21 protein-coding genes and 2 pseudogenes are annotated in these 24,848 nt (G+C 69.3%); 17 read left to right on the forward strand and 6 right to left on the reverse strand.

Features of this window, described 5'->3' with window-relative positions:
* Window positions 1-98 precede the first annotated feature (98 nt).
* From RB628_RS24890 to RB628_RS24910, 5 genes and pseudogenes are all read left to right on the forward strand, one after another.
* A pseudogene (locus RB628_RS24890) lies at window positions 99-359 on the forward strand (Uma2 family endonuclease); the annotation flags it as partial.
* Between the two features lie 37 nt (window positions 360-396).
* On the forward strand, window positions 397-1,044 hold the full coding sequence (leuE, locus tag RB628_RS24895; protein WP_318322743.1) for a leucine efflux protein LeuE: 648 nt from the start codon (window positions 397-399) through the stop codon (window positions 1,042-1,044).
* Between the two features lie 151 nt (window positions 1,045-1,195).
* A pseudogene (locus RB628_RS24900) lies at window positions 1,196-1,572 on the forward strand (TetR/AcrR family transcriptional regulator C-terminal domain-containing protein); the annotation flags it as partial.
* A 124-nt stretch (window positions 1,573-1,696) separates the two neighbouring features.
* Window positions 1,697-2,683: a glycosyltransferase family 2 protein gene (locus RB628_RS24905; RefSeq protein ID WP_318322744.1), complete on the forward strand. Its 987-nt coding sequence runs from the start codon at window positions 1,697-1,699 to the stop codon at window positions 2,681-2,683.
* Entirely contained in the window at window positions 2,680-4,029 is a 1,350-nt protein-coding gene (locus RB628_RS24910) for a polysialyltransferase family glycosyltransferase (RefSeq protein WP_318322745.1), read from the forward strand. The genes RB628_RS24905 and RB628_RS24910 overlap by 4 nt, the downstream gene beginning before the upstream one ends.
* Before the next feature lie 96 nt (window positions 4,030-4,125).
* Here the strand turns inward: RB628_RS24910 and RB628_RS24915 are convergent, their stop codons facing one another.
* The 3 genes from RB628_RS24915 to RB628_RS24925 all read right to left on the reverse strand — a co-directional run bounded on the left by RB628_RS24915 (window position 4,126) and on the right by RB628_RS24925 (window position 7,948).
* Entirely contained in the window at window positions 4,126-5,325 is a 1,200-nt protein-coding gene (locus tag RB628_RS24915; protein ID WP_318322746.1) for an acyltransferase, read from the reverse strand.
* Window positions 5,326-5,573: 248 nt separating this feature from the next.
* Window positions 5,574-6,962 (reverse strand): polysialyltransferase family glycosyltransferase, encoded by a 1,389-nt coding sequence (locus tag RB628_RS24920; RefSeq protein ID WP_318322747.1) that lies wholly within the window; start codon window positions 6,960-6,962, stop codon window positions 5,574-5,576.
* Window positions 6,962-7,948 carry a glycosyltransferase family 2 protein gene (locus tag RB628_RS24925; protein ID WP_318322748.1) on the reverse strand — a complete coding sequence of 329 codons (987 nt, stop codon included), beginning with the start codon at window positions 7,946-7,948 and terminating at the stop codon, window positions 6,962-6,964. Before RB628_RS24925 ends, RB628_RS24920 begins: the two co-directional genes overlap by 1 nt.
* Window positions 7,949-8,145: 197 nt before the next feature.
* Here RB628_RS24925 and RB628_RS24930 point away from each other — a divergent pair, with 197 nt between their 5' ends.
* From RB628_RS24930 to RB628_RS24945, 4 genes are all read left to right on the forward strand, one after another.
* A complete protein-coding gene (locus RB628_RS24930) occupies window positions 8,146-9,480 on the forward strand; it encodes a DUF6716 putative glycosyltransferase (RefSeq protein WP_318322749.1) in 1,335 nt (444 codons plus the stop codon).
* A 50-nt stretch (window positions 9,481-9,530) separates the two neighbouring features.
* Window positions 9,531-10,847, forward strand: a complete 1,317-nt coding sequence (locus tag RB628_RS24935; protein WP_318322750.1) for an N-acylneuraminate cytidylyltransferase — start codon at window positions 9,531-9,533, stop codon at window positions 10,845-10,847.
* 12 nt (window positions 10,848-10,859) lie between these two features.
* Complete coding sequence (locus RB628_RS24940; protein ID WP_053745842.1) at window positions 10,860-11,795, forward strand: N-acetylneuraminate synthase family protein; 936 nt, start codon at window positions 10,860-10,862, stop codon at window positions 11,793-11,795.
* A gap of 97 nt (window positions 11,796-11,892) precedes the next feature.
* The gene (locus tag RB628_RS24945; RefSeq protein WP_318322751.1) at window positions 11,893-13,116 is read left to right on the forward strand and encodes a hypothetical protein; all 1,224 of its coding nucleotides are present in this window, start codon (window positions 11,893-11,895) and stop codon (window positions 13,114-13,116) included.
* 48 nt (window positions 13,117-13,164) lie between these two features.
* On the opposite strand, the gene RB628_RS42685 is transcribed toward RB628_RS24945, so the two are convergent.
* Together RB628_RS42685 and RB628_RS24950 are read right to left on the reverse strand one after the other, a co-directional pair.
* Window positions 13,165-13,260: a VOC family protein gene (locus RB628_RS42685; protein ID WP_412180719.1), complete on the reverse strand. Its 96-nt coding sequence runs from the start codon at window positions 13,258-13,260 to the stop codon at window positions 13,165-13,167.
* Complete coding sequence (locus RB628_RS24950) at window positions 13,257-13,970, reverse strand: class I SAM-dependent DNA methyltransferase (RefSeq protein ID WP_412180720.1); 714 nt, start codon at window positions 13,968-13,970, stop codon at window positions 13,257-13,259. The genes RB628_RS42685 and RB628_RS24950 overlap by 4 nt, the downstream gene beginning before the upstream one ends.
* 305 nt (window positions 13,971-14,275) lie before the next feature.
* Between RB628_RS24950 and RB628_RS24955 the strand changes: the two genes are divergently transcribed.
* Together RB628_RS24955 and RB628_RS24960 are read left to right on the forward strand one after the other, a co-directional pair.
* The gene (locus RB628_RS24955; protein ID WP_318322752.1) at window positions 14,276-15,523 is read left to right on the forward strand and encodes an amidohydrolase; all 1,248 of its coding nucleotides are present in this window, start codon (window positions 14,276-14,278) and stop codon (window positions 15,521-15,523) included.
* A 311-nt stretch (window positions 15,524-15,834) separates the two neighbouring features.
* Entirely contained in the window at window positions 15,835-16,860 is a 1,026-nt protein-coding gene (locus tag RB628_RS24960) for a BMP family ABC transporter substrate-binding protein (protein ID WP_318322753.1), read from the forward strand.
* Window positions 16,861-17,113: 253 nt separating this feature from the next.
* On the opposite strand, the gene RB628_RS24965 is transcribed toward RB628_RS24960, so the two are convergent.
* Entirely contained in the window at window positions 17,114-17,311 is a 198-nt protein-coding gene (locus RB628_RS24965; RefSeq protein ID WP_318322755.1) for a hypothetical protein, read from the reverse strand.
* A gap of 171 nt (window positions 17,312-17,482) precedes the next feature.
* Here RB628_RS24965 and RB628_RS24970 point away from each other — a divergent pair, with 171 nt between their 5' ends.
* The 6 genes from RB628_RS24970 (at window position 17,483) to RB628_RS24995 (ending at window position 24,598) form a co-directional block, all read left to right on the forward strand.
* Entirely contained in the window at window positions 17,483-18,526 is a 1,044-nt protein-coding gene (locus tag RB628_RS24970; RefSeq protein WP_318322756.1) for a BMP family ABC transporter substrate-binding protein, read from the forward strand.
* A 238-nt stretch (window positions 18,527-18,764) separates the two neighbouring features.
* The gene (locus tag RB628_RS24975; protein WP_318322765.1) at window positions 18,765-20,390 is read left to right on the forward strand and encodes an ABC transporter ATP-binding protein; all 1,626 of its coding nucleotides are present in this window, start codon (window positions 18,765-18,767) and stop codon (window positions 20,388-20,390) included.
* Complete coding sequence (locus tag RB628_RS24980) at window positions 20,387-21,514, forward strand: ABC transporter permease (protein ID WP_318322757.1); 1,128 nt, start codon at window positions 20,387-20,389, stop codon at window positions 21,512-21,514. Before RB628_RS24975 ends, RB628_RS24980 begins: the two co-directional genes overlap by 4 nt.
* Window positions 21,511-22,773: an ABC transporter permease gene (locus RB628_RS24985; RefSeq protein ID WP_318322758.1), complete on the forward strand. Its 1,263-nt coding sequence runs from the start codon at window positions 21,511-21,513 to the stop codon at window positions 22,771-22,773. The genes RB628_RS24980 and RB628_RS24985 overlap by 4 nt, the downstream gene beginning before the upstream one ends.
* A complete protein-coding gene (locus RB628_RS24990; RefSeq protein WP_318322759.1) occupies window positions 22,770-23,204 on the forward strand; it encodes a cytidine deaminase in 435 nt (144 codons plus the stop codon). Before RB628_RS24985 ends, RB628_RS24990 begins: the two co-directional genes overlap by 4 nt.
* A gap of 110 nt (window positions 23,205-23,314) precedes the next feature.
* A complete protein-coding gene (locus tag RB628_RS24995) occupies window positions 23,315-24,598 on the forward strand; it encodes a thymidine phosphorylase (RefSeq protein WP_318322766.1) in 1,284 nt (427 codons plus the stop codon).
* The last annotated feature ends 250 nt before the right edge of the window (window positions 24,599-24,848 follow it).

Below are 24,848 nucleotides of genomic sequence, written 5' to 3' on the forward strand. Positions count from 1 at the left end.
TCGTCCTAATGGGTGATCGGAGGCGGAAAGCGCACACCCCCGGTTACTCTCGTGAAGTGTGAGCCCCTGAAAAGGGGGATGCCGTGGCCGTACTGCAACACGTCTTTCGCCTGGTTGTGGAAGTGACCATATCCAACTGGTCCGACGACCTCTATATCAAGGTCGAGTGCTACGCCCAGGCCGGCATCCCCGCCTACCTCATCGCGGACCGCAAGCACGGTGAGGTGCTCCTCCACGCCGACCCGGTCGACGGCAAGTATCCCGACCCTCAGCGCTTCAAGCGGGGCCAGAACGTGCCTGTTCCGGAGTCCGTCGGCGTTCGCGTCGAACTCTCCGTGGACACCCTCCTCGACGGCTGACCGCGGGAGTGTCGTACCCCCGTGCGAGACTCCCCCCATGTTCGGCGTAACCAACCTCCCCACGTATCTCACCGGCCTGGTGCTGATCGTCCTGCTGCCCGGCCCCAACTCCCTCTACGTCCTCTCCGTCGCCGCCCGCCGGGGCGTCCGCGCCGGATACACGGCCGCTGCGGGCGTCTGGTGCGGGGACGCCGTGCTGATGACCCTCTCCGCGGCCGGGGTCGCCTCCCTTCTCCAGGCGAACGCCCTGCTGTTCGGGATCGTGAAGTACGCCGGCGCCGGATATCTGACCTGGCTCGCGACAGGCATGCTGCGAGCCGCCTGGGGCATGTGGCGCACGCGCCGTGAGCAGACCGAGACGCAGGAGACCCCTGGTGTCACCGACGAGCGGCCCTACCGCCGTGCCCTCGTCATCAGCCTCTTCAACCCGAAGGCGATCCTGTTCTTCGTCGCCTTCTTCGTGCAGTTCGTCGACCCGGGATACGCCTACCCGGCCGTCTCCTTCGTCGTCCTCGGTGTCTTCGCCCAGCTCGCGAGCTTCCTCTATCTCACCGCGCTGATATTCGGCGGTACGAAGCTCTCCGCCGCCTTCCGCCGCCGCAGGCGTCTCTCGGCGGGGGCCACCTCCGCGGCCGGTGCCCTTTTTCTGGGCTTCGCCGTGAAGCTGTCGCTGGCCGGCTCATAGCCGAGGCCGCCGCCCATGGCTGCCGCGTGCTCCGTCAGCCCCTCCGCCGTCGCGCCCGCCGGCTGGATCCCCTTGCCCCGCGAGCCGGGGAACAGCCCCTCGCCCGAGCTCCGGCCCCGATGTCCCCTGGGACGAGCAGCCTGCTCGCCGCGGGCCGCGCGACGGCACCAAGGCGTTCAGCGGGTCCCGTTTCACCGGCGTCGAGCACGCCGTCCGGACAAAGGCGAACCTCCGCTGCTTCGTCGAGGCGGGCTTCGCTCCGGCCCAGGCCGTGCGCGCGAACATGACGGCGTACGTCAATACGATCGGCTTCGTCACGGAGGAACAGGGCGTGCAGCCATCCCCGGTGAGCGCCGGGAAAGGTGCGACGTCGAGAAGCGGGCCCGGCGGATGGCAGACTTTCCCCTGTCGGCCGCGGCCGGCGCCGAGGTCTTCCAGGACTGGGACCGACAGTTCGAGGAAGGGCTGAAGCTGGTGCTCGCAGGAATCGGGGCGGCGTACGGAATGACGTACGGGAAGTCGTCGTGATGCGGTGGGAGCACGGCCAGGCCCTCATCTTTCGAGTGCTGTCCGGTCGGGACCGAGTTGACATCCGGCGCCGAATAACTCTTACTGTCGCGGAATCTGCAGCTGAGAGAGCCCAGGTGTGCGCGTGACCAACCGTCCCCCGATACTGTCCGTCATCGTCCCTTGTTACAACATCGAGACCTATGTCTCGGACACGGTGACGAGTCTCGTCAACAACGACCAGGACGACTTCGAGTTCATCTTCGTCGAGGACCGCTCGACCAAGGACAAGACCTACGAGGCGTTGCTGCAACTGACGAAGAGGCTGAAGAACGGCAGGGTGATCCGGCACGAGCAGAACGGTGGCCTGGCCACCGCCCGCAACACCGGAATCGAAGCGGCCGAAGGCACATACCTCACCTTCCTCGACGGTGACGACTGGCTCGGCCCGGGCTATCTGAAGAGCCTCGTCGACTCCGTCCAGCGCCATGACGTCGACTTCGTGCGCACCGACCACGTCCAGGTCAACGGCATGGAGCGGGCCGTCCACCGGGCGCCCGAGGGTCGCCGGAACGTGCCGCTGGACCCGCGCACCTCGATCCTCCCCGTCGACGACACCACGATGGTCGACTACCCCTACGCCTGGGCCGGCGTCTACCACCGCCGCCTCCTCGACAAGGGCATGCTGCGCTTCCACGACGGTCTGAAGACCGCCGAGGACCGCCCCTGGATCTGGGACCTGCACCGCAGGGCCGACTCCTACCTGGTCGCCAGCCTGCACGGCGTCTTCTACCGCCGGGGCCTCACCACGTCCCTCACCCAGATCGGTGACGTCCGCCAGCTGGACTTCTTCCGGTCCTTCGACCTCGTACTTGCCGAACTCGCGAACGACCCCGAGGTCGGGCTGCTGCGCAAGAAGGCGCTGCGCAACTACTGCGTCGTCATCGCGCACCAGCTGCTCCAGCGCAGCCGCTTCGACCGGCCCACGGCCGCGAAGCTGCGGCAGATGAGCGCCGACGCGCTGAACAGGATGTCCGAGGACGAGCTCCAGGCGGCTCTCATCGGGATGGGTGAGCAGCGCATACACCTGCTGCGGCGCGTGCGCGGCGGTATGAAGGGAATCGCGGCATGATCCAGATCTTCTTCTCGGCGACGCAGTACGCCGCGGCGACCGTCACGGCCGCGATCCGCGCCGGCCTCTTCGGCCCGCGCGAGGAGCACCGCCGCATCCTGGTCGTCAGCAACACGGCCGCCATTCCGGAGGTCGGCACCCCGCTCGACAGAATGGCCGGCTTCGAGAAGCTGCGGCCCGAGTTCGACGAGGTGCGCTCCTGGAACGAGTTCATCTCCCCGCACCACCCGGCCGGCTGGTCCCCGCGCGCGCAGGACGCCATCATGTGGGAGAAGGCCGTACGCCTGGCCTGGGACCTCGGTGACGAGCCCGTGGAGATCGCCTGCGAGTCGATCCAGGCGAACCCCTCCCGCGCGGTCGCCGAGATCTTCGCCGACAGCCCGATCCACGTCTACGCGGACGGCCTGATGAGCTACGGCCCCACCCGCAACCGCATCCCGCACGGTATGAGCAGCCGCATCGCCCGTGTGCTGCACCTCGACCTCATACCGGGCCTTCGGCCCATGCTCCTCGCCGAGTACGGCGTGGAGCCGGTGCCGATCCCCAACGAGCCGATCGTCGGCGTTCTCAACGAGATCGGGGAGCAGGGGGCCGGCATCCTGGCCGACCGCATCCCGGTCGAGAACCGTCCGACGGCCGTGCTCCTCGGCCAGTACCTGTCCGCCATCAACCTCATCACCCAGGAGGAAGAAGAGGAACTGCACGTCCGGATGCTCCGGGCCGCGGCCAGGGCCGGTCACACGGCCGTCCTGTTCAAGCCGCACCCGAGCGCCCCGGCCGCGTACTCCACCTCCCTGCAGACCACCGCCACGGAACTCGGTGTGCACCTGAGCGTTCTCAACGAACCGGTGCTCGCCGAGACGGTGTTCGCGTACCTCAAGCCGCAGCTCGTCGTCGGCTGCTTCTCCACCGCGCTGATGACCGCCGCGACCTTCTACGGCATCCCGGTCGCCCGGGTCGGCACGGAGTCGCTCCTCGACGCCATCACGCCGTACGAGAACAGCAACCGCATCCCGCTCACCATCATCGACGCGGCCCTGCCCGACGCCGAACGCGACCTCGCGTCCAGCATCGGCACCCCGTCCGACGATCCCGGGCTGGTCGAGCGCCTGTCGCCGCTGGTGAAGGCGGTGGGGTACTGCATGCAGTCCCGCAAGCACCCGCAGCTGCGCGAAGAGGTCTCCGCCTGGCTGTCGGTCCATCTGTCGGCGAACGCCCACTACTTCAAGCGCCGCCGCCTGACCAGCCTCCGCCTCCCCGGCGGCAGCGCGGTCCGCGCGGAGACGCTGCGGCGCAACCCGACGGTCCGCAAGGTCGTGAAGAGGATCAGGGCCGCGCAGTCCTGACGGGTACACGGGTGAACGGGTACAGAAACATGTGAAAGAGCCCCGGGTCGGATTCCGACCCGGGGCTCCTCTGCGACTGCTGCGACCGCGCGTCCGCTACGGCTGCTGCTTCAGCTTCTCGCCCAGCTTCTTCGACTGGAGTGTCATGGTCCGCTTCAGTCGTGGGCCGAACGGCTTCTCGACGAACTTGTGCATGAGCCAGGCCAGCGTCAGCAGGCCCGCAACCGACGCGAGGATCGTCAGGTACGGGTCGAGGCCCCAGCCGCGGTGCAGGACCCGGATGAAGAACCAGCCCAGGTGCTCGTGGATCAGATAGAAGGGGTACGTCAACGCACCCGCGATCGTCAGCCAGTTCCAGTTCGCCCAGCGGGTCCAGCCCAGCGCCACCACAGCGACGGACGCGAAGGCGAGCAGCACGATGAGCTGGATGACGTACGGGTTGCGGTGGAAGTCGCCCTGCGCGCCCGGGTGCCACAGCGCCGTCACCGCGTAGCGCTGGCCCAGCAGGAACGACATGCCGACGATGCCCCACAGGAGCAGGTCGCTGCCGTAGCGGTGGATCAGGTAGAGGGCCAGGCCGCCGATGAAGAAGGGGGCGTGGTCGCGGAAGGTGAGTTCGGAGATCAGCGGGTTGTCGGCGACCCGGGCGAAGGCGCCGGCCAGCGTCCACAGGATGCAGAAGGTCACCACACGGCGGTAGGTGACGCCCTTCCAGACCACGAACACCGCGAACAGCACGTAGAACTTGAGTTCCACCCACAGCGTCCAGCACACACCCAGGACACGCGGCACGCCCAGCGGCTGCTGCATCATCGTGAGGTTGACCAGGAACTCGTCGCCGCGTACGTGGTGCACGACCACCGGCATCGCGAACGAGGCGGCGGTGACCATGACGATCGCGACCCAGTACGCGGGGTAGAGACGGGCGATGCGCGAGCGGAAGAAGTCGCCCAGCGTCTTGCCCCAGCTGCTCATGCAGATCACGAAGCCACTGATGACGAAGAAGAACTGCACCCCGAGGCTGCCGTAGGTGGCGAACTGGGACAGGGTCGGGAACATCACACCGGGCGACTGGTCCCAGGACTCGGCGACCGTGCCGTTCTTGCCGGCGAAGTGGTACATGCAGACCATCAGGGCCGCCACCAGCCGCAGTCCGTCCAGGGCCCTCAGCCGGCTGACCGGGCGGGCCTTCCCGCCCTCGGCCGAGGGCGGAACGGCCGGTTCGGCACTCCCGGACCGCGGGCCCGGCGGCGGAGCCGGGAGCGGGGGGGCCATTGTCTGGTCGGCCGCGGTCATCGGCTGGCCTTTCGCAGCTGGGACAAGAGAAGTTGACTCATCGACGGAACCAGGAGAGTCAGGGCAGTCCAAAGAGGTAGCACAGAACTCTCACGGATGAATAACCGGTCAGCTCATTGACGTATGCACGCACGCATACGGTCACGGGCACAGACGTCGGCGCGCGCAGACACCAACGCGTCGCCACCCGTCCGTATACGAATCGGGGGCGACGCGTTCTGCAGATTAAATCCCCGCGGTACCCGTTGTCACCGCTTCACTGTCTTGCTCAACGCCCGCGCGCGTCGCGCGATCCGGCGCACGGTCGCGTTGCGCGGGATGAACGACAGCTGGGACGGCAGGGCGCCGGGCAGCGCCAGCGAGGTCAGGCGGCGGCGCTTGAAGTAGGGCCAGGTCTGCTCGGTGAGGTGCTTGGAGAGGTAGCCCTCCGCCTCCGGGCGCAGCCTCGGGTAGATCCGGGGCTGCATGCAGAAGCCGATCGCCTTGACGAGCCCGGCCAGCGACTTGCCGACCTGCTTGTCCGACGGCATCGACCACTTCTTCACGGCCTTGGCGTCGCCGAGGTCCGGCAGCAGCACGTCCACGATGGTCAGGGGCACGCGGTTGCTGTTCTGGTACGGCGTGATCTTCTCCAGCACGGTGTCCGTGCCGACCCGGGCGACCGGGATGCCGTACATGCCCGCCGCCGTGAACAGGCCGGTCGAGAAGCAGCCGACGACGAGCGCGGGGCGCAGCCGCTGGAAGAGGACCTCGGCGAGCACGGGCCGGTCCAGGACGGTGAGTTCGGCGCCGAGCTTCTTCGCCTCCGTCTCCAGCGACCCCGACCAGGCCGCGGGTGCTGTCGGGTGCGGCTTGAAGACGAGCGAGCGGTGTCCGGCCGCCACGGCTCCGCGCACCATGCGCAGATGCAGTTCCTCCTCCTCGGCGGGGGTGAGGATGCCGAGCGCGGAGAGGTACTGGCCCAGCAGCAGCGCGGGCTGTTCCTCCGCGGGGGCCGGCCCGGTCTCCGTCTCGGCCTCGGCGAGTTCGCCCAGTACCTTCAGGAACGCCTCGGACGGCACCAGTTCGGCGGGCACGCCGAACTCGGTGAGCAGCAGCGGGGTGAGGCCCGGGACGAGGTCGAGGTGGAGGAGGCGCCCGATGCGGGTGCCGACCAGCGCGTCGATCTTGTCGCGCGTGGGGCCGTAGCTTATGAGGCCGTCCGCGTAGACGTCGACGGGAGCGCCGGTGAACAGCTGGCACAGCGCGAGAGCCGGGTTGACCTGCACGGACTCCACGGCCAGCTCGATGTTGTCGTCACCGAGGTTCCACAGCAGCCGCAGATGCCGCTCCCACAGCGGGACATCGTCGGCGCGCGGGCCCCAGCCGCTGGGGTGGAACGGGGTGATCGTCTCGTTCCAGGACAGGACCTCGTCGAACCGCTCGCTCACCCGGTCGAAGCCGGACATCGCGTCGACCCCGGGCGTGATCTCGGGGTTGGAGGCGTTGTTGGTGATCAGCAGCACTCTGCGGTCGGCCGGCCCGAAGAGCCCGGCGTCGAGAGCTGCGGCCAGCGTGGCCGCGCCGTACAGCGTCGACGCACAGAAGATCTGAGTGGTACGGGTCCTGCTGCCGCGGGTCTGGGGGATGGCGGACATCAGACGGACACCGTCCCGGCGGACGCGGAGACGGGCCTGCGCCGCACCTTCCGCAGCCGGTTGGCCCGCTGGGCGTCCATCGAGCCGATGGCATCCGCGAGGACGTCCTGCGGCATCCGCTTCAGCGCGGCGGCGCTCAGCGAACGCAGTTTTCGGGCCACGGCGGGTTCGAACCTCTCGATCGCTCCGAGATGATGAGCCATGATCGCGCAGTAGGTGCGCACTGCTTTGGGCAGCAGCCTATCCGCCTCGGGGTCGCGGGCCGTCTCCTCGATGACCTGGTCGAAGGCCCGGATGAAGTCGAGTTGGCGAACATCACCGATTTGGGTGAGTGAGGACGCGACCCCGCGCCGGTAGAAGACGCCGAGCAGCCCCACCGCGGCGAACGACTCCGCCTCCCGGTGCAGCTTCCAGATCCACGGCCGGTCCTCCGCAGTGCGCAGCCCGTCGGTGAAGTGCAGGATGCCGCGGTCGACGAGCCGGCGGTGGTAGATGCCCGCCCAGGCGTAGGCGTAGTCGACGGAGGTCGTGCGGTCGGTGGGCAGGATCGCGTCCCGCGGCGACATCACGACCCCGCGCCGGCCGTGCGGGACCCGATGGATCGCGCGCGCCCTGTTGGTGCACTGGACATGGTCCGTACGAACGAAATCACAGCCCAAGTCCTCAATAGCGGCGAGGAGTTGGGGGAAATAGCCGGGCGCGAGCCAGTCGTCGCCGTCGAGGAACGTGAGGTATTCGCCACGCGCTTTGTCGATACCGGTGTTGCGGGCGGTGGCCAGGCCTCCGTTCTTCTCGTGGCTGACGAGCACGGCGCCCGGCAGCTCGCGCTCTGCGCGCGCGAGGATGCTCGGAGTCTCGTCGCGCGAGCAGTCGTCGACGAGGATGAACTCGAAGTCCTCGCGCGCGTTGGCGCGCAGGCTCTTCAGAGTGTCGGACGCGTATTGCTGCACGTTGTAGAACGGCACGATGACGGAGAGCTTGACCACGGGTCGAGGTTAGAGCCTCTCCGGTGGTCTCACTTTACCCGGGGTTTGATGTCGGGTGAACTACATGTGTCGACCCGGTGAATCAAGGGGGTTTCTGCACGTATGGCGTCTTGATTCAAGTCGACGCGGCCCTTTGTTAACCCTTTGTTGCCCCTGGATTGGGCGGAAGCCCCCCATGTCGGCTTAAGGTCTTGGGCGTGCCAGCCAGTACCACGAGCCCCATGAGGGTCGCCGTCCTCGCCGATTCCGACACTCGGTGGAAATGGGGTGCGCTCACAGCCAGCCGTATTTCTCCTGATAATTCGGACATTCATCTAGACGGCTACCTCCTCAGAGGCAGGGCGACACCCACCGCCCGCCAGCTCCAGGAGGTCGGCGTCAGGGCGGACTCGCTGCGCGAGGTGACCGCCCTGGAGTTCCTGCGGGCCATGGACCAGGAGGAGCCCTACGACATTCTCGTACTCGCCCTTGTCGGCGGCGGGGTCCAGGCGATGCTGCACGGCCTGGCCCACGTGTGGGACGACCAGGCCCTGCGCCCCGTCGTCGTCACCGGCTACGTCGGGGTCGTCTACGAAAAGCTCGCCGACGGCCTCCTGCTGCGCCACGGCGCCGACCTGGTCCTCGCGAACTCCCGCCAGGACGCCGACCGCTTCAGGGCCGTGTACGACGGAGTCGGCGCCGATTCGTCCTCTGTGACCGAAGTCGCACTTCCGTTCCTGGGTGGCGCGACTTACACGGGTGAGCATGGTCACCCGTACACGGTGGTATTCGCCGCCCAGCCCTCCGTCCCGGAGAGCCGCAAGGACCGTACGTATCTACTGGACCGGCTCGTGCAGCACGCCAAGCTGCACCCCGAGCGCGAGGTGCTGCTCAAGCTGCGCTCCAAGCCCGGCGAGCACACCACACACATCGAGGAACTGCCCTACCAGAAACTGGCCCAGCGCGCCGACCTTCCGCCGAACTTCAAGCTCGTCTACGGGCACATGGGCGAGGTCCTGGACCGTACGGACCTGCTGGTCACGGTCAGCTCCACGGCCGCGCTGGAGTCCCTGCACCGCAGCATCCCGACCGTCGTGCTGAGCGACCTGGGCGTGCGTGAGGCGCTCGGCAACCACCACTTCATCGGCTCCGGCTGCCTCGCCTCCTGGGAGCAGCTCGACGCCGGTCACCAGCCCGTTCCGGACGCCGAGTGGGTGGCCAGGCAGGGTGTCGCCGCTGGGGGCACCCTCGCTGGGGGAGGCTCGTACGAGTCCGCCTTCGACGCTGCGCGCGACAAGATCGACCGACTTCTGGGATCATCGAAGCTCCAGCCCCTGACCCCTTACTACACACCGATGACGGCTCCGGGATATTTGCCGGGTATTCTCGCTCGGCACCACCTCGGCCCCGACGGCGTTCCGCTGCCCGGGGCGCCGGCCGCCGACAAGGAGCCGGGAGCGGTACGGCAGATCGTGCGTCGCGCGGCCCGCGGCGCCTACCGGCACGGCGTGCAGCGCGTTGCGCCCGTGATCCGGCGCATGGGGGAGCTGTGACCGACCGGATACCCCGTCAAGCACGCGAAGAGCGTCAAGGAGTACAGGCAATGTCCAACCCGGAGTCCAACCCGGAAGCGGGCCGAGCGACAGCGCGGCCCCGCGTGCTCGCGGTGATTCCCGCGCGAGGCGGCTCCAAGGGCGTCCCCGCGAAGAACCTGCTGCCCGTCGGCGGGGTCCCGCTGGTCGCCCGCGCGGTGCGCGAGTGCCTCGCCGCCAAGCTGGTCACGGACGTCGTCGTCTCCACCGACGACCAGGCGATCGCCGCCGCCGCCCGGCAGGCCGGCGCCGAGGTCGTGCTGCGCCCCGCCGCCATCGCAGGTGACACCGCGACCTCCGAGGCCGCCGTCCTGCACGCCATGGACGCCCACGAGACGCTGCACGGCGCCAGGGTCGACGTGGTGCTGCTCGTGCAGTGCACCAGCCCGTTCATCATCCGCGAGGACGTCGACGGAGTCGTCGCCGCGGTCGTGCACAACGGCGCGGACAGCGCGCTGACCGTCGCCCCCTTCCACGGCTTCATCTGGCGCGACGCCGCCGACGACCCGCAGCCGGCGCCCGGCGAGCGCACGGCCGTCGAGGGCGGCACCGGCTCCGTGGCCACCGAGACGGTGACCGTCGGCGGCGGCTATGGCGTAAATCATGACAAGTCCTTCCGGCCCCGCCGCCAGGACCGTCCCCAGGACCTTCTGGAGACCGGCGCCGTCTACGCCATGAACGCGACGGGCTTCCGCCAGTCGAAGCACCGTTTCTTCGGTCACACCGAACCCGTGCGCACCGACCCGGCCCGCGTGCTGGAGATCGACGACCCGCACGACCTCGCCCGCGCCCGGGCCCTCGCGACGCTCTTCGACGCGAACCGTCCCGGCGCCCTCCCGACCGCCGACGACATCGACGCGGTCGTACTCGACTTCGACGGCACCCAGACCGACGACAGGGTGCTGATCGACTCCGAGGGACGGGAGTTCGTCTCCGTGCACCGCGGTGACGGCCTCGGCATCGCCGCCCTGCGCAGGAGCGGCCTCACCATGCTGATCCTGTCCTCGGAGCAGAACCCGGTCGTCGCCGCCCGCGCACGGAAGCTACAGCTGCCCGTGCTGCACGGCATCGACCGGAAAGACCTCGCGCTGAAGCAGTGGTGCGAGGAGCAGGGCATCGCGCCGGAGCGCGTGCTCTACGTCGGCAACGACGTCAACGACCTCCCGTGCTTCGCCCTCGTGGGCTGGCCCGTGGCGGTCGCGAGCGCCCACGACGTTGTGCGCGGCGCCGCACGCGCGGTCACCACCGTTCCCGGCGGCGACGGCGCGATCCGAGAGATCGCCAGCTGGATCCTCGGCCCCTCTCTCGACCCCCTCAACAAGAAGTAAGGAACCCCCGGAATGACCTCCACCCGCTTGCGCTCGTTCGGCTCGAAGACCGCCGGCCCCGGCCAGCCCGTGTACATCTGCGGCGAGATCGGCATCAACCACAACGGTGACCTTGAGAACGCCTTCAAGCTGATCGACGTGGCCGCCGAAGCCGGCTGCGACGCGGTCAAGTTCCAGAAGCGCACCCCGGAGATCTGCACCCCGCGCGACCAGTGGGACATCGAGCGCGACACCCCCTGGGGTCGCATGACCTACATCGACTACCGCCACCGTGTGGAGTTCGGTGAGGACGACTACCGCCAGATCGACGAGCACTGCAAGAAGCGCGGCATCGACTGGTTCGCGTCCCCGTGGGACACCGAGGCCGTCGCGTTCCTGGAGAAGTTCGACGTCCCGGCCCACAAGGTCGCCTCCGCGTCCCTGACGGACGACGAGCTGCTCGTCGCCCTGCGCAAGACCGGCCGCACGGTCATCCTGTCGACGGGTATGTCCACCCCGAAGCAGATCCGCCACGCGGTCGAGGTCCTGGGCTCGGACAACATCCTCCTGTGCCACGCGACCTCCACCTACCCGGCGAAGGCCGAGGAGCTCAACCTCCGCGTGATCAACACGCTGGAGAAGGAGTACCCGAACGTCCCGATCGGCTACTCCGGCCACGAGACGGGCCTGCAGACCACGCTGGCCGCGGTCGCCCTCGGTGCCACCTTCGTCGAGCGTCACATCACCCTCGACCGCGCGATGTGGGGCTCCGACCAGGCCGCCTCCGTCGAGCCGCAGGGCCTGACCCGCCTCGTCCGTGACATCCGCACCATCTCCGAGTCTCTCGGTGACGGCGTCAAGAAGGTCTACGAGTCCGAGATCGGCCCGATGAAGAAGCTGCGCCGTGTCTCCGGCGTCATCGCCGACGCGGAGATCGCTGCCGCCGCCGGCGAGCCCGTCACCGCCTGATCCGCACCACTCGGCGGCTTCACCGGCGCCAGCCGGTGAGCACTCCGTCCACGCGGATTCCCCAGTCCGTACTCACGGAAGCGACGGTCGTACGTCGATGAGCCCACGCGCCGGTACCACCGGCCCCCAAACTCTCGCCTTCGTTGAGAGTCCGGTCCAGCTCCTGAACGTGCTGGAATGGGCGCATGTGCACGCACATGCGCCCAGCCCGGAGGGGGCCGGCGGTCCGGCGTCGGCTGTTTCCGCCCGCAGGAAGGGCAAACTCCCCGGCCAGACGCCACGCCGCTGGCGCAGGGGCAGGAGTCGGCCGACGGCCGACAGGGAACCTTCCGGTGGCGGACTGATCCTGGTGGTCCTGTCCCCGGTCGACCCGATGACCCGGAGCCAGCTGCGCCGTATGGCAGAGCTGGCCCGTGAGGAAGGTCACGAGGTCCGCTGGGAGGACGCGCGGGCCGGGACGTCGGCCCCTTTCCGCACGATCGGCGGCCTCGCCCCCCTGCTGCGCAGGACGCAGCGGATCGTGATGGGGGACCCGTTCTCCCGATACGTACAGGTACTGCTCAACATCACCAACGCCCGTGACCTCGTCGTGGTCGACGACGGCACGGCGACGATGGAGTTCGTCTCCCAGCTCGCGCGCGGTGAGCGCCTGGTGCGCTGGCACCGCAAGTCCCGCCGCCCCGGAGCGAGGGACATGCTGTTCCTCCCGGTGTCGTCGAAGGCCCGCCGCCGGCTGACCCCGGGCGGCAAGCGCCGGGTCGAGATCTTCTCCTCGATGCCGATCGAGGACACGCCCAAGGGCGTCGAGGTCACCGCCAACGACTTCGCCTGGACCCGCTCCCGCTTCGGCCCCCCGCACATCGCCGAGGGCGCGGACATGGTCGGCACGTCGCTCGTGGAAACGGGCGTGGTCGACGCCGACCGCTACCGCGAAGCGGTCCGCACCCTGGCCAGGACCCACGGTGTGACGCGCTACTTCGCCCACCGCCGCGAAAGCCCCGAGAAACTCCACGACCTGGCGGCCTGCACGGGCCTGGAGGTGGTCCGCCCGGACCTCCCCCTGGAACTGATCGCCCGCCGCGGCCCCATCGGCCGTACGATCCTCAGCTTCCCCTCGACGGTCGTCCACACCCTCCCCCTGGCCCTGGCGGGCACGGACGTCAAGGTCGCCGTCTGCGACATCGACCCGGCCTGGCTGACGGCGAACGCCTCGCCGCGGGCGCAGGGATTCCTGTCGGGGGTCACGGGGTCCGCCCGGGACGTGGAGCGGGTGTCGACGGAGCCGGGCCGGCCGACGAAGGAAGCGAAGGCGACGGGCTGAACGCCCGTCCCCCCCGTCACGCCTCTCGCCCCTCGCCCGTGAGGCTTCTCACGCGCCCTCCGCCACACAGAACTCGTTGCCCTCCGGATTCAGCAGCACGACATGACCGTCGTGACGGGCGGAAACGGTGGCGCCCAGGGTCACACCGGTTTCCGCGCCAGCAGGAACGCGCGCGGGCGGGTCTCGTCCTCGTCCGGTTCCCGGACCGTCTGCGCGTGCGGTGTCAGGCCCGCCTTGGTCAGGAGCCCGGCCACCCTGTCCGGCGTACGGAACCAGTAGTCCAGCGACATCCGGTGGCCGAAGCGTTCCGCGAGGTGCAGATGGTCGTCGTCCGGGGCCGCCTGGAAGGCCAGCAGGACATGGCCGCCGGGGGCCAGGACGCGGTGGAACTCCGCGAACACCGTGGGCAGGTCGCTGTCCGGGATGTGGATGATCGAGTAGAGGGCCAGGACTCCGCCCAGGGTCTCGTCCGGGAGGTCCAGGGACGTCATCGAGCCGACGTGGAACCGGAGTTCCGGGTGGGCCCGGCCGGCCAGCGTCACCATGCGCGGGGACAGGTCCACGCCGAACACCGGTACGCCGAGGGCGTGCAGTCTCGCGGTGACGTGGCCGGGCCCGGAGCCGATGTCCGCGACGGGCTCGGGACCCTGCGCCCGCACCAGCTCGGCGAAGGCGGCGAGGAGAGCGCGGTCCAGGGGGAGGTCCGCCAAGTGGTCCGCGTATCGCTCTGTGTAGTCGACGGCCATGGCGTCGTAGGCCGCGCGGGTGGCGTGCAGGAAGTCCGGTGTGTTCGGTATATCCGGTACGGGGGTCCGTGTGGAGTGCGGGGCGGAGTTCTGGTTCGGGGCGGTCACGGGGGTGCACGTTACCGGCGGGCGGTGCGGGGGTGGGGGCGTTCTCGCGGGCGACGGTGAGTGTTCATGTGACGTGCCCCTGGCCGTTTCGGTGGGTGGACAGTTCCCGCGACGCGGTGGACGGCGTGGCATCGTGGACGCAGGTAGACGGAAGTGGGTGCTGGGAAAGGCCGACGAGTTTACCCATCCCAGTAAGCGAGTATGCCTACGGCGGTCAGATTTTCTTCCCCTGACAGGTTGAATTTTTGTTGATCGTGGTCAGTCGGCCGCCCGGGCGTCCTACCCTTCAAAGGGTGAAGCAATTGATGTCCCGAGAGTCCGAGTTCGACCTCCCCGGGGAAGCCGCGCTTCCCGGCACGCTGCCGGAAGCGCTGCGCGCCGAACTCGTCGAGTTCCGGCGTGACCTCCACATGCACCCGGAGCTGGGAAACCAGGAGTTCCGCACCACCGCCGCGATCAAGGCACGGCTTGAGAAGGCCGGCCTCCAGCCGCGGGTGCTCGGCGGCGGAACCGGGCTCGTGTGCGACATCGGCGTCGACCCCGACAGGCGGCGCGACGGCACCGCCGCGCCCATGCTCGCCCTGCGCGGCGACATCGACGCCCTGCCCATCCCGGACACGAAGAGTGACTGCGCGTACCGTTCCACCGTGCCAGACCGCGCGCACGCCTGCGGCCACGACGTGCACACCACCGTCGTCCTCGGCGCCGGCCTCGTCCTCGCCGACCTGCACCGCCAGGGCCGGCTGCCGCGTCCGGTGCGGCTGATCTTCCAGCCCGCCGAAGAGGTGCTGCCCGGCGGTGCCGCCGACGCGATCCAGTTCGGCGTGCTCGACGGGGTCGGGCGGATCATCGCCGTGCACTGCGACCCGAAGGTCGACGCCGGGCGGATCGGGCTGCGCCACGGCCCCATCACCTCCGCCTGCGACCGGCTGGAGGTCTCTCTCGACGGCTCCGGCGGACACACCGCGCGCCCCCACCTCACCACCGACCTGGTCACCGCCGTCGCCCGGGTCGCCACCGACGTCCCCGCGCTCGTCGCCCGGCGCGTCGACGCCCGCAGCGGGCTCTCCGTGACCTGGGGGCGCATCGAGTCGGGGCACGCCTGCAACGTGATCCCGCACCACGCCGAGCTCTCCGGGACCGTGCGGTGCCTCGACCTCGACGCCTGGCACCAGGCGCCCGACCTCGTCCACGCGGCCATCGACGAGATCGCCAACCTGTACCGGGCCAAGTCCGAGATCACCTACGTGCGCGGTGTGCCGCCCGTCGTCAACGACGCGTCGGTCGCCGAGCTGCTGCGCGACGCCATGACCGCCCGGCTCGGCGCCCACTCCGTTGAGGACACCGCACAGAGCCTCGGCGGCGAGGACTTCTCCTGGTACCTGGAGAAGGTGCCCGGCGCGATGGCCCGGCTCGGCGTGCGCAGGCCGGGGGACCGGGGTGTGCGTGATCTGCACCAGGGCGACTTCGACGCCGACGAGTACGCGATCACGGTCGGCGTGGAACTGTTCACGGCCGCCGCGCTGATCGACGCGGAAGAGCGGCAGGCGTAGGGAAACGGCCGGGAAGGGGGCATCGCGCGGGCAGTCCGGCGCGGTGCCCCCTCCCTGTCCCATCGGTGCGGGTTCGTCCGTTTGTTTCACTCCGGCGTAACCGTGAGTACGCAAACGTAACCCCCCTCGGCACGAATCGATAACGGCCTCTCGAAACCCCGTTCCCCTCCCTTTCTACGCGCGTTACTGTGCGCCGCAATCGCTGCCGTAGGTGGCGCATTGGGTAAGCGGGCCGGGGACGGTGCCGTGGGGATGAAGGGGTGCCTGCTGTGCGTCTTATTTCTCGGAGGACTCGGTTCTCCCAAGCTGCGGTGACCGTCGCGGTCGTCGCCCTCACCGCAGCCGGTTGCGGTGAGTCCAGCACCAGCGCCGGCAGCTCCGACGAGACCGGCAAGTACACGGGCAAGGGCATCGGCCTCGCCTACGACATCGGCGGCAAGGGCGACCAGTCCTTCAACGACGCCGCGTACTCCGGCTTCGAGAAGGCCGACGCGGAGTTCAAGATGGGCGGCCGGGACATCGAGCCGCAGGACGGCGAGTCCGACGCCGACAAGGTCCAGCGCATCACCCAGCTCGCCCAGGCCGGCTACGACCCGGTGATAGGCGTCGGCTACATCTACGCGCCCGCCATCAAGGAGGTCTCCGTTAAGTTCCCGGACACCACCTTCGGCATCATCGACGACGAGCAGGTCGTCGCGAAGAACGTCGCCGACCTCGTCTTCCACGAGGAGCAGGCCTCCTACCTGGCCGGTGTCGCCGCCGCCAAGGCGACGAAGAAGAACCACATCGGGTTCATCGGCGGCGTGGACATCCCCCTCATCCACAAGTTCGAGGCGGGCTTCGTCCAGGGCGCCAAGTCCATCTCCCCGGACATCGAGATCGAGTCGCAGTACCTGACGGAGACGGCCCAGGAGGGCGGCTTCGCCAGCCCCGACAAGGGCAAGGACGCGGCCAGCGGTCAGATCGAGGCAGGCGCCGACGTGCTGTACCACGCGGCCGGCCTGTCCGGTCAGGGTGTGATCTCCGAGGCCGCCTCCAAGAAGATCTGGGCCATCGGTGTCGACTCCGACCAGTACAGCCAGCAGGCGCTCGCCCAGTACAAGGACTACATCCTCGGCTCGGCCCTGAAGAACGTCGGCGGCGCGGTCTACGACCTGGCGAAGTCCGTGCACGAGGGCAAGCCGCTGTCCGGCGTGCAGCGCGGCGACCTGAAGTCGGGCGGCGTCGGCTTCGCCGACACCAACCCGAAGTACAAGGCGATGACGGACGTCGTGGCCGCGGTCGACAAGGCCAAGCAGGAGATCATCGACGGCACGGTCACCGTCAACACAAAGTGACGCCGTCGGTTCCGCGGACGTGACCTGACGGTCGCGCGACGGGACCGTACGACGGGCAGTGCCCCGGCCTCGCGGTCGGGGCACTGCCCGTCGCAGGTAAACCGGGCGTCCGGGCTCGTCGCGGAGTGCAGCGCCGCCGTGCTGGGCGCCGTCGCGCAGGGATGCGCCCACCGGGACCGCCGCGTCCTACGACCTGACGGGCTGTGGTCGGGGGTGCCGCCACCGGGCGGCCCGGGCCGTACGCCGTGTGCGGTCAGCCCCCGGTCCGGTTGTCCTCGGCGGGACACCGCTCGCGTACGGCGTCCGCGCCGGGCAGGGCGTCGTCGATGACCGGGCGGTCGCGGCCCTTGGCGGGCTCGGTTCTGGCCGCGTCCGGCCTTGGCCGGCCTTCGGTCGGCGGACCGCCGTCCCGGTGGCCCTGGATACGCCCGGCCGGGCATCGTTCCTGCACATACGCCGCTTGCTTCCCTGCAGGGGCGCCCTCCTGTCCGTAATGTGGGCCGTGACTGCGGCCACAGCTCGGTAACGGACCGGACAGTTGGGGTTTTCCGTCTGGTCTACGCGCGTTACGCTGCGGCGGAACCAGCGCCTGGTATGGCGCTTGCACAAAGGAGTCCCTCCCATGCGCCGGCTGTCCCGAATCGCGGTTGCGGGTATCGCGTCCGCCACCCTCGCCGTAACTGCCTCTGCCTGTGGCAGCTCGTCCTCGTCCTCCAGCAGCGACAGCGAAGGCAAGGGGCTCGCCCTCGCCTACGACGTCGGTGGCAAGGGCGACCAGTCCTTCAACGACGCCGCTACCGCCGGCATGGACAAGGCCGACGCGGAGTTCGGCTACAAGAGCACCGCCGTCGAGCCGCAGGACGGCGAGTCGGACGCGGACAAGGCCCAGCGCCTGGAGCAGCTCGCCAAGCAGGGCTACAACCCTGTGATCGGCGTCGGCTACGCCTACGCGCCCGCCGTCAAGGAGGTCGCCGCCAAGTTCCCGAAGGTGACCTTCGGCGTCGTCGACGACGAGCAGGTCCAGGCCGACAACGTCGCGGACATGGTCTTCACCGAGGAGCAGGCCTCCTACCTCGCCGGTGTCACGGCCGCCCTCACCACCAAGACGAACGTCGTCGGCTTCGTCGGCGGTGTGGACATCCCGCTCATCCACAAGTTCGAGGCCGGCTACAAGCAGGGCGTCGAGGACACCAAGAAGGGTGTCACGGTCAAGTCCCAGTACCTGACCGAGACCGCGCAGGAGGGCGGCTTCTCCAGCCCCGACAAGGGTGAGAGCGCGGCCGAGGGCATGATCGACGCCAAGGCGGACGTCGTCTACGCCGCCGCCGGTCTCTCCGGCCAGGGCGTGATCAAGGCCGCCGCCGCGAACAAGGTCTGGGCGATCGGTGTCGACTCGGACCAGTACAAGCAGGACGCGCTGGCCAAGTACAAGGACTCGATCCTGACGTCGGCCATGAAGGACGTCGCCGGGGCTGTCTACAACCTGGCCAAGTCGGTCGAGGACGGCAAGCCCGAGACCGGTGTCGTCCGCGCCGATCTCGCTTCGGGCGGTGTCAGCCTTGCCGACTCCAACCCGGTCTTCAAGGACAACGCCGAGCTTCAGGCCGCGCTGAAGAAGGCCGAGGACGGCATCAAGGACGGTTCCATCAAGGTCAAGACCTCCTGACGTCAGGGGACTTGAGCGTTGCCCGTCGGGCGCTGTAATAACAGCGTTACGGCCACGGAACGGGGTGCGGAGAGGATGGCCGATCCGCACCCCGTTCGCGCGGTGGAACGCCCGGACTGGCACAGTACGGGGCGGTACGGATCAGTCGGTAAATGATCAAGGCCGATCAGGTTCGGGAACTATTTACAGCAGGGGCGCTACGCGCGTAGAGAGGCCCCTTTCCCAAGGAGAGTGCGCCATCGACGCGTCCAGCAGCCCTCCGCTCACCGCTCAGTCGACGACCGCGGTCGAGCTGACGGGCATCACCAAGCGGTTCCCCGGTGTCGTCGCCAACCACGACATCCACCTCACGGTCAGGAAGGGCACCGTGCACGCCCTCGTCGGCGAGAACGGGGCCGGCAAGTCCACCCTGATGAAGATCCTCTACGGCATGCAGAAGCCGGACGAGGGCACCATCGCGGTCGACGGTGAACAGGTGGCCTTCTCGTCGCCCGCCGACGCCATCGCGCGCGGCATCGGCATGGTCCACCAGCACTTCATGCTCGCCGACAACCTCACCGTCCTGGAGAACGTGGTCCTCGGCAGCGAGAAGCTCCACGGCATCGGCGGCGGCGCCCGCAAGAAGATCAGGGAGATCTCCGACCGCTACGGGCTCAGCGTCCGCCCGGACGCCCTCGTCGAAGACCTCGGCGTCGCCGACCGCCAGCGCGTCGAGATCCTCAAGGTCCTCTACCGCGGCGCCAAGACCCTCATCCTCGACGAGCCGACCGCCGTCCTCGTGCCGCAGGAGGTCGAAGCCCTCTTCGTGAACCTGCGCGAACTCAGGTCCGAGGGCCTGGCCGTCATCTTCATCTCCCACAAGCTGGGCGAGGTCCTGTCGGTCGCCGACGAGATCACCGTCATCCGGCGCGGTACGACGGTCGGCACGGCCGTCCCCGCCGAGACGACCCCGCGTCAGCTCGCCGAGCTGATGGTGGGCAGCGAGCTGCCGACGCCGGAGACCAGTGAGTCCACGGTCACCGACCGCGCCGTGATCCAGGTCGACAGGCTGCGCCTGGAAGCGGAGGGCGGCCGGGCCGTCCTCGACGACATCACGTTCACCATCCACGCCGGCGAGGTTCTCGGCCTCGCAGGCGTCGAGGGCAACGGCCAGACCGAGCTGATCGAAGCCCTGATCGGCCTCAAGAGCGCCGACTCCGGCACCATCGCCCTGGCCGGCGAGGAGATCACCGCCTGGCCCACCCGCAGGCGCCGCGAGCACGGCGTCGGCTACATCCCCGAGGACCGCCACCGCCACGGCCTGCTCCTCGAAGCCCCCCTCTGGGAGAACCGCATCCTCGGCCATGTCACCGAGAAGCCCAACAGCAAGGGCAGGCACGGTTTCTGGCTCGACCCGAAGGGCGCCCAGGAGGACACCCGCAGGATCGTCGAGGCGTACGACGTCCGCACCCCGGGCATCGACGTCACCGCCGCCTCCCTGTCCGGCGGCAACCAGCAGAAGCTGATCGTCGGCCGCGAGATGACCCACAAGCCGCGCTTCCTGATCGCCGCCCACCCCACCCGCGGTGTGGACGTCGGCGCCCAGGCGCAGATCTGGGACCAGATCCGCGAGGCCCGCCGCGAAGGCCTGGCCGTGCTGCTGATCTCCGCCGACCTGGACGAGCTGATCGGCCTGTCGGACACCCTGCGGGTCATCTACAACGGCAGGCTGGTCGCCGACGCCGACCCGGCCACCATCACGCCGGAGGAACTGGGCTCGGCCATGACGGGTGCCGCGTCCGGTCACCTTGAGCACATCGAAGAGAGCGCCGAGACCGGCTCGGACGCAAGCGCGGACACCGCCCCGGAGGACGAGGCCCGATGAAGAAGTTCGACAAGGAGCGGCTGCTCCTCGCGGTGGCCGGGCCGGTCATCGCGCTCGTCGCGGCGATCGCCCTGACCTCGGTGGTGCTGCTCGCCTCGGGCCGCAACCCGTTCGAGCCGTACTCCCTGATGCTGGAGCAGGCCTCGTTCTCCGACGTCCAGGTCCTGATCGTCAACCAGGCGTCGATGTACTACATCGCCGCCCTCGCGGTCGCGCTCGGCTTCCGTATGAACCTGTTCAACATCGGCGTCGACGGCCAGTACCGCCTGGGCGCGATGATGACCGCCACCGTCGGCGCCAACGTGTCGCTGCCGTCCTTCCTCCAGATCCCGCTGCTGCTTCTGGTCGCCGTCCTCACCGGCGCCTTCTGGGCCGGTATCGCGGGCATCCTGAAGGTCACCCGGGGTGTGAGCGAGGTCGTCGCGACGATCATGCTCAACGCGATCGCCACCAGCCTCATCGGCTGGCTGATGCTCTCCGACAACTGGGGTGTACAGGTCGGCAACAACAACACGACCGGCGTGATGAAGGAGTCCGGCTGGTTCCCGGGCATCGACCTCGGGGCGGACGTCGGCGAGATCTACGGCCTGGTCTTCCTCGCCGTCCTCATGGGCATCCTGTACTGGGCCGTCCTCAACCGCACCCGCTTCGGCTTCGACCTGCGGGCCACCGGCGAGTCCGAGTCCGCCGCCGCGGCCTCCGGCGTCGACGCCAAGCGCATGGTGCTCCTCTCCATGCTGATCTCCGGCGGTGTGGCGGGCCTGGCCGGCCTGCCGCTGCTGCTCGGCGAGGTCCACACCTACAGCCTGAGCTTCCCCGCGGGCCTCGGCTTCACCGCCATCGGCATCGCCCTCCTCGGCCGCAACAACCCCGGCGGCATCGCGTTCGCCGCCCTGCTGTGGGCCTTCCTGGACAAGGCGTCTCCCGCCCTCGACTACGCGACCCCGGTGGCGTACGAGAAGGAGATCGCCACCATCATGCAGGGCCTGATCGTCTTCGCGGTCGTCATCTCGTACGAGGCCGTGCGTCAGTGGGGCCTGCGCCGCCAGCAGCGTCAGGTGGGCGCCGAACTGGCCGCAGCCGCCGCCGACAACAACACCCAGAAGGAGGTGGCGGCCCGATGAGCGCCCAGACCATCGCCAAGCCGCAGGCGCAGCAGCCCGGCAAGGGCAAGCGCCGGATCTCGCTCCCCGTGCTCCTGCTGATCATCGCGGGTGTGCTGGTCCTGACGTCGGTCGTGCGTCTGATCACGGGCGCCGACGGCATCACCTCCACCGGTCAGATGTCCACGGCCCTGCGGCTCGCCGTCCCGATCGGCCTGGCCGGCCTCGGCGGCCTGTGGGCCGAGCGCGCGGGCGTCGTCAACATCGGCCTCGAGGGCATGATGATCCTCGGTACCTGGTTCGGTGCCTGGGCCGGCTACCAGTGGGGCCCGTGGGTGGGCATCGCCTTCGGCATCCTCGGCGGTGCCCTGGGCGCCGTCCTGCACGCCATCGCGACGGTGACCTTCAACGTCAACCACATCGTCTCCGGTGTGGCCATCAACATCCTGGCCCTGGGCACCGCCCGCTACCTCTCGAAGTTCACCTTCGAGGAAGCCCAGGGGGGCTCCTCCAAGCAGTCCCCGCCGATCGACTCGCTGGGCACCTTCGACATCCCAGGGCTGTCCGGCTGGCTGGACACGCTCAACCAGAAGCACTGGTTCCTGATCTCGGACATCGCGGGCCTGGTCGGCGGTCTGGTCACCGACCTGTCGCCGCTGACGGTCATCGCGGTGGCCCTCGTACCCGCCAGCTGGTGGATCCTGTGGCGCACCGCCTTCGGTCTGCGGCTGCGCTCCTGCGGTGAGAACCCGGTGGCGGCCGAGTCGCTGGGCGTCAACGTCTACAAGTACAAGTACCTCGCCGTGATCATCTCGGGCGGCTTCGCCGGCCTCGGCGGCGCGTTCCTGTCGATCGTCGCCTCGAACGTGTACCTCGACGGCCAGACGGCCGGCCGCGGCTACATCGGCCTCGCCGCGATGATCTTCGGCAACTGGATGCCGGGCGGACTCGCCCTGGGCGCGGGCCTGTTCGGCTACACCGACAGCCTCAACCTGCGCGGTGGCACGACCAACGTGCACGCGCTGATCCTGCTGCTGGCGATCCTGCTGGTGTTCGGGGCGGCCTACCTGGTGTGGAGGAAGCGGTACGTGCCCGCCGTGATCACCGCGGCCATCTCGGCCCTGATGTTCTTCTGGTACGCCGACACCAACGAGGTCCCCCGCCAGCTCGTGACGGCGGCGCCGTACATCGTGACCCTGCTGGTCCTCTCCTTCTCGGCGCAACGTCTGCGGATGCCGAAGGCGGACGGCATGCCGTACCGCAGGGGGCAGGGCAAGTGACGGCGTCCGGGCCGGCGAACGCCGACCGGGGCGACCGGGGCGGCTGGGTCGACTGGGAGAAGCTGCGGGCGGTGGCCCGGGACGCGATGTCCCGGGCGTACGCCCCCTACTCCGGTTACCCGGTCGGCGCCGCGGCCCTGGTCGACGACGGCCGCACGGTCTCGGGCTGCAACGTCGAGAACGCGTCGTACGGGCTCGGGCTGTGCGCCGAGTGCGGTCTGGTCTCGGAGCTCCAGCTGACGGGCGGCGGCCGGCTGACGCACTTCACGTGCGTGGACGGCAAGGGCGACGTCCTCGTCCCGTGCGGCCGTTGCCGGCAGCTGCTGTACGAGTTCGGGGGCGCGACCCTCCTGCTGGAGACCCCGGCGGGCATCCTGCCCCTCTCGGAGATGCTTCCCCAGGCCTTCGGCCCGGACCATCTCGCCCAGTAACTCCCGTACGGCCCCCCTGAGTTGATCGGCTGAGTTGATCAGTCACTCGGTCTCCGGGGGGCCGCACAGTTTCGCAGAACCACCGGAAGGAAGCCAAAGCCATGACGATGCTGTCGATGGATGTCATCTCCGTCATCCGCACCAAGCGGGACCGCGGTGAACTCGGCGACGACCAGATCGACTGGGTCATCGACGCGTACACGCGCGGCGAGGTCGCCGACGAACAGATGTCCGCGCTCGCCATGGCGATCCTGCTGAACGGCATGAACCGCCGAGAGATCGCCCGCTGGACGGCGGCCATGATCGCGTCCGGCGAGCGCATGAACTTCGACTCCCTGTCCCGCCCCACGGCGGACAAGCACTCGACGGGAGGCGTGGGCGACAAGATCACGCTCCCGCTCGCCCCCCTGGTGGCGGCGTGCGGGGCTGCCGTACCGCAGCTCTCGGGCCGCGGCCTCGGCCACACGGGCGGCACGCTGGACAAGCTGGAGTCGATCCCGGGCTGGCGGGCGCTGCTCTCCAACGAGGAGATGCTGAGCGTCCTGGACGGCACGGGCGCCGTGATCTGCGCGGCGGGCGACGGCCTGGCCCCCGCCGACAAGAAGCTGTACGCGCTGCGGGACGTCACGGGCACGGTCGAGGCGATCCCGCTGATCGCCTCGTCGATCATGTCGAAGAAGATCGCGGAGGGCACCGGCTCCCTGGTCCTGGATGTGAAGGTGGGCACGGGCGCCTTCATGAAGACCATCGAGGACGCGCGGGAACTGGCGTCCACGATGGTGGGTCTGGGGACTGATCACGGTGTTCGCACGGTGGCCCTTCTCACGGACATGTCGACTCCGCTCGGCCTGACGGCCGGCAACGCGCTGGAGGTAAGGGAGTCGGTCGAGGTCCTGGCGGGCGGCGGCCCCTCGGACGTGGTCGAACTGACGCTCGCCCTGGCCCGCGAGATGCTGGACGCGGCCGGCGTGAAGGACGCCGACCCGGCGAAGGCGCTGGCGGACGGCTCGGCGATGGACGTGTGGCGCCGGATGATCGCGGCTCAGGGCGGCGACCCGGACGCCACCCTGCCGACGTCGAAGGAACAGCACGTCATCAAGGCGCCGTCCTCGGGCGTCCTCACCCGCCTGGACGCGTACGGCGTCGGCGTCGCCGCCTGGCGGCTCGGCGCGGGGCGTGCGCGCAAGGAGGACCCGGTGCAGGCCGGCGCGGGCGTCGAGCTGCACGCCAAGCCGGGGGACACGGTCACGGAGGGCCAGCCCCTGCTGACCCTCCACACGGACACGCCGGAGCGCTTCGAGTACGCGCTCCAGGCCGTCGAGGGCTCGTACGACATCGGAGCGGCGGGGACGGACTTCTCGGCGGCGCCGGTGGTGCTGGAGCGGATCGCCTGAGCCGGTGCCGGTGCCGGTGCCGGTGCCAGTAGCGGTGGCGGTGGCGGTAGTCGTGCGGTGTGCTCGGGAGGGGGAGGCCTTTTCTCGGGCACGGCACGGTCAGCCCAGCAGGGCGGCGACCACGACCAGCACCGGTACGCCAGGATGGTCGACAGCAGGACCGACTCCCGGGCCAGGGTTTCCGCCACGCGGTGGCCGTTTGCCGCTTCTTTCCGGCGCATGCCTGGGCATCCCAGCCCGTCCGGCGTTT

The sequence above is a fragment of the Streptomyces sp. ADMS genome (assembly GCF_033441795.1).
GTDB lineage: Bacteria > Actinomycetota > Actinomycetes > Streptomycetales > Streptomycetaceae > Streptomyces.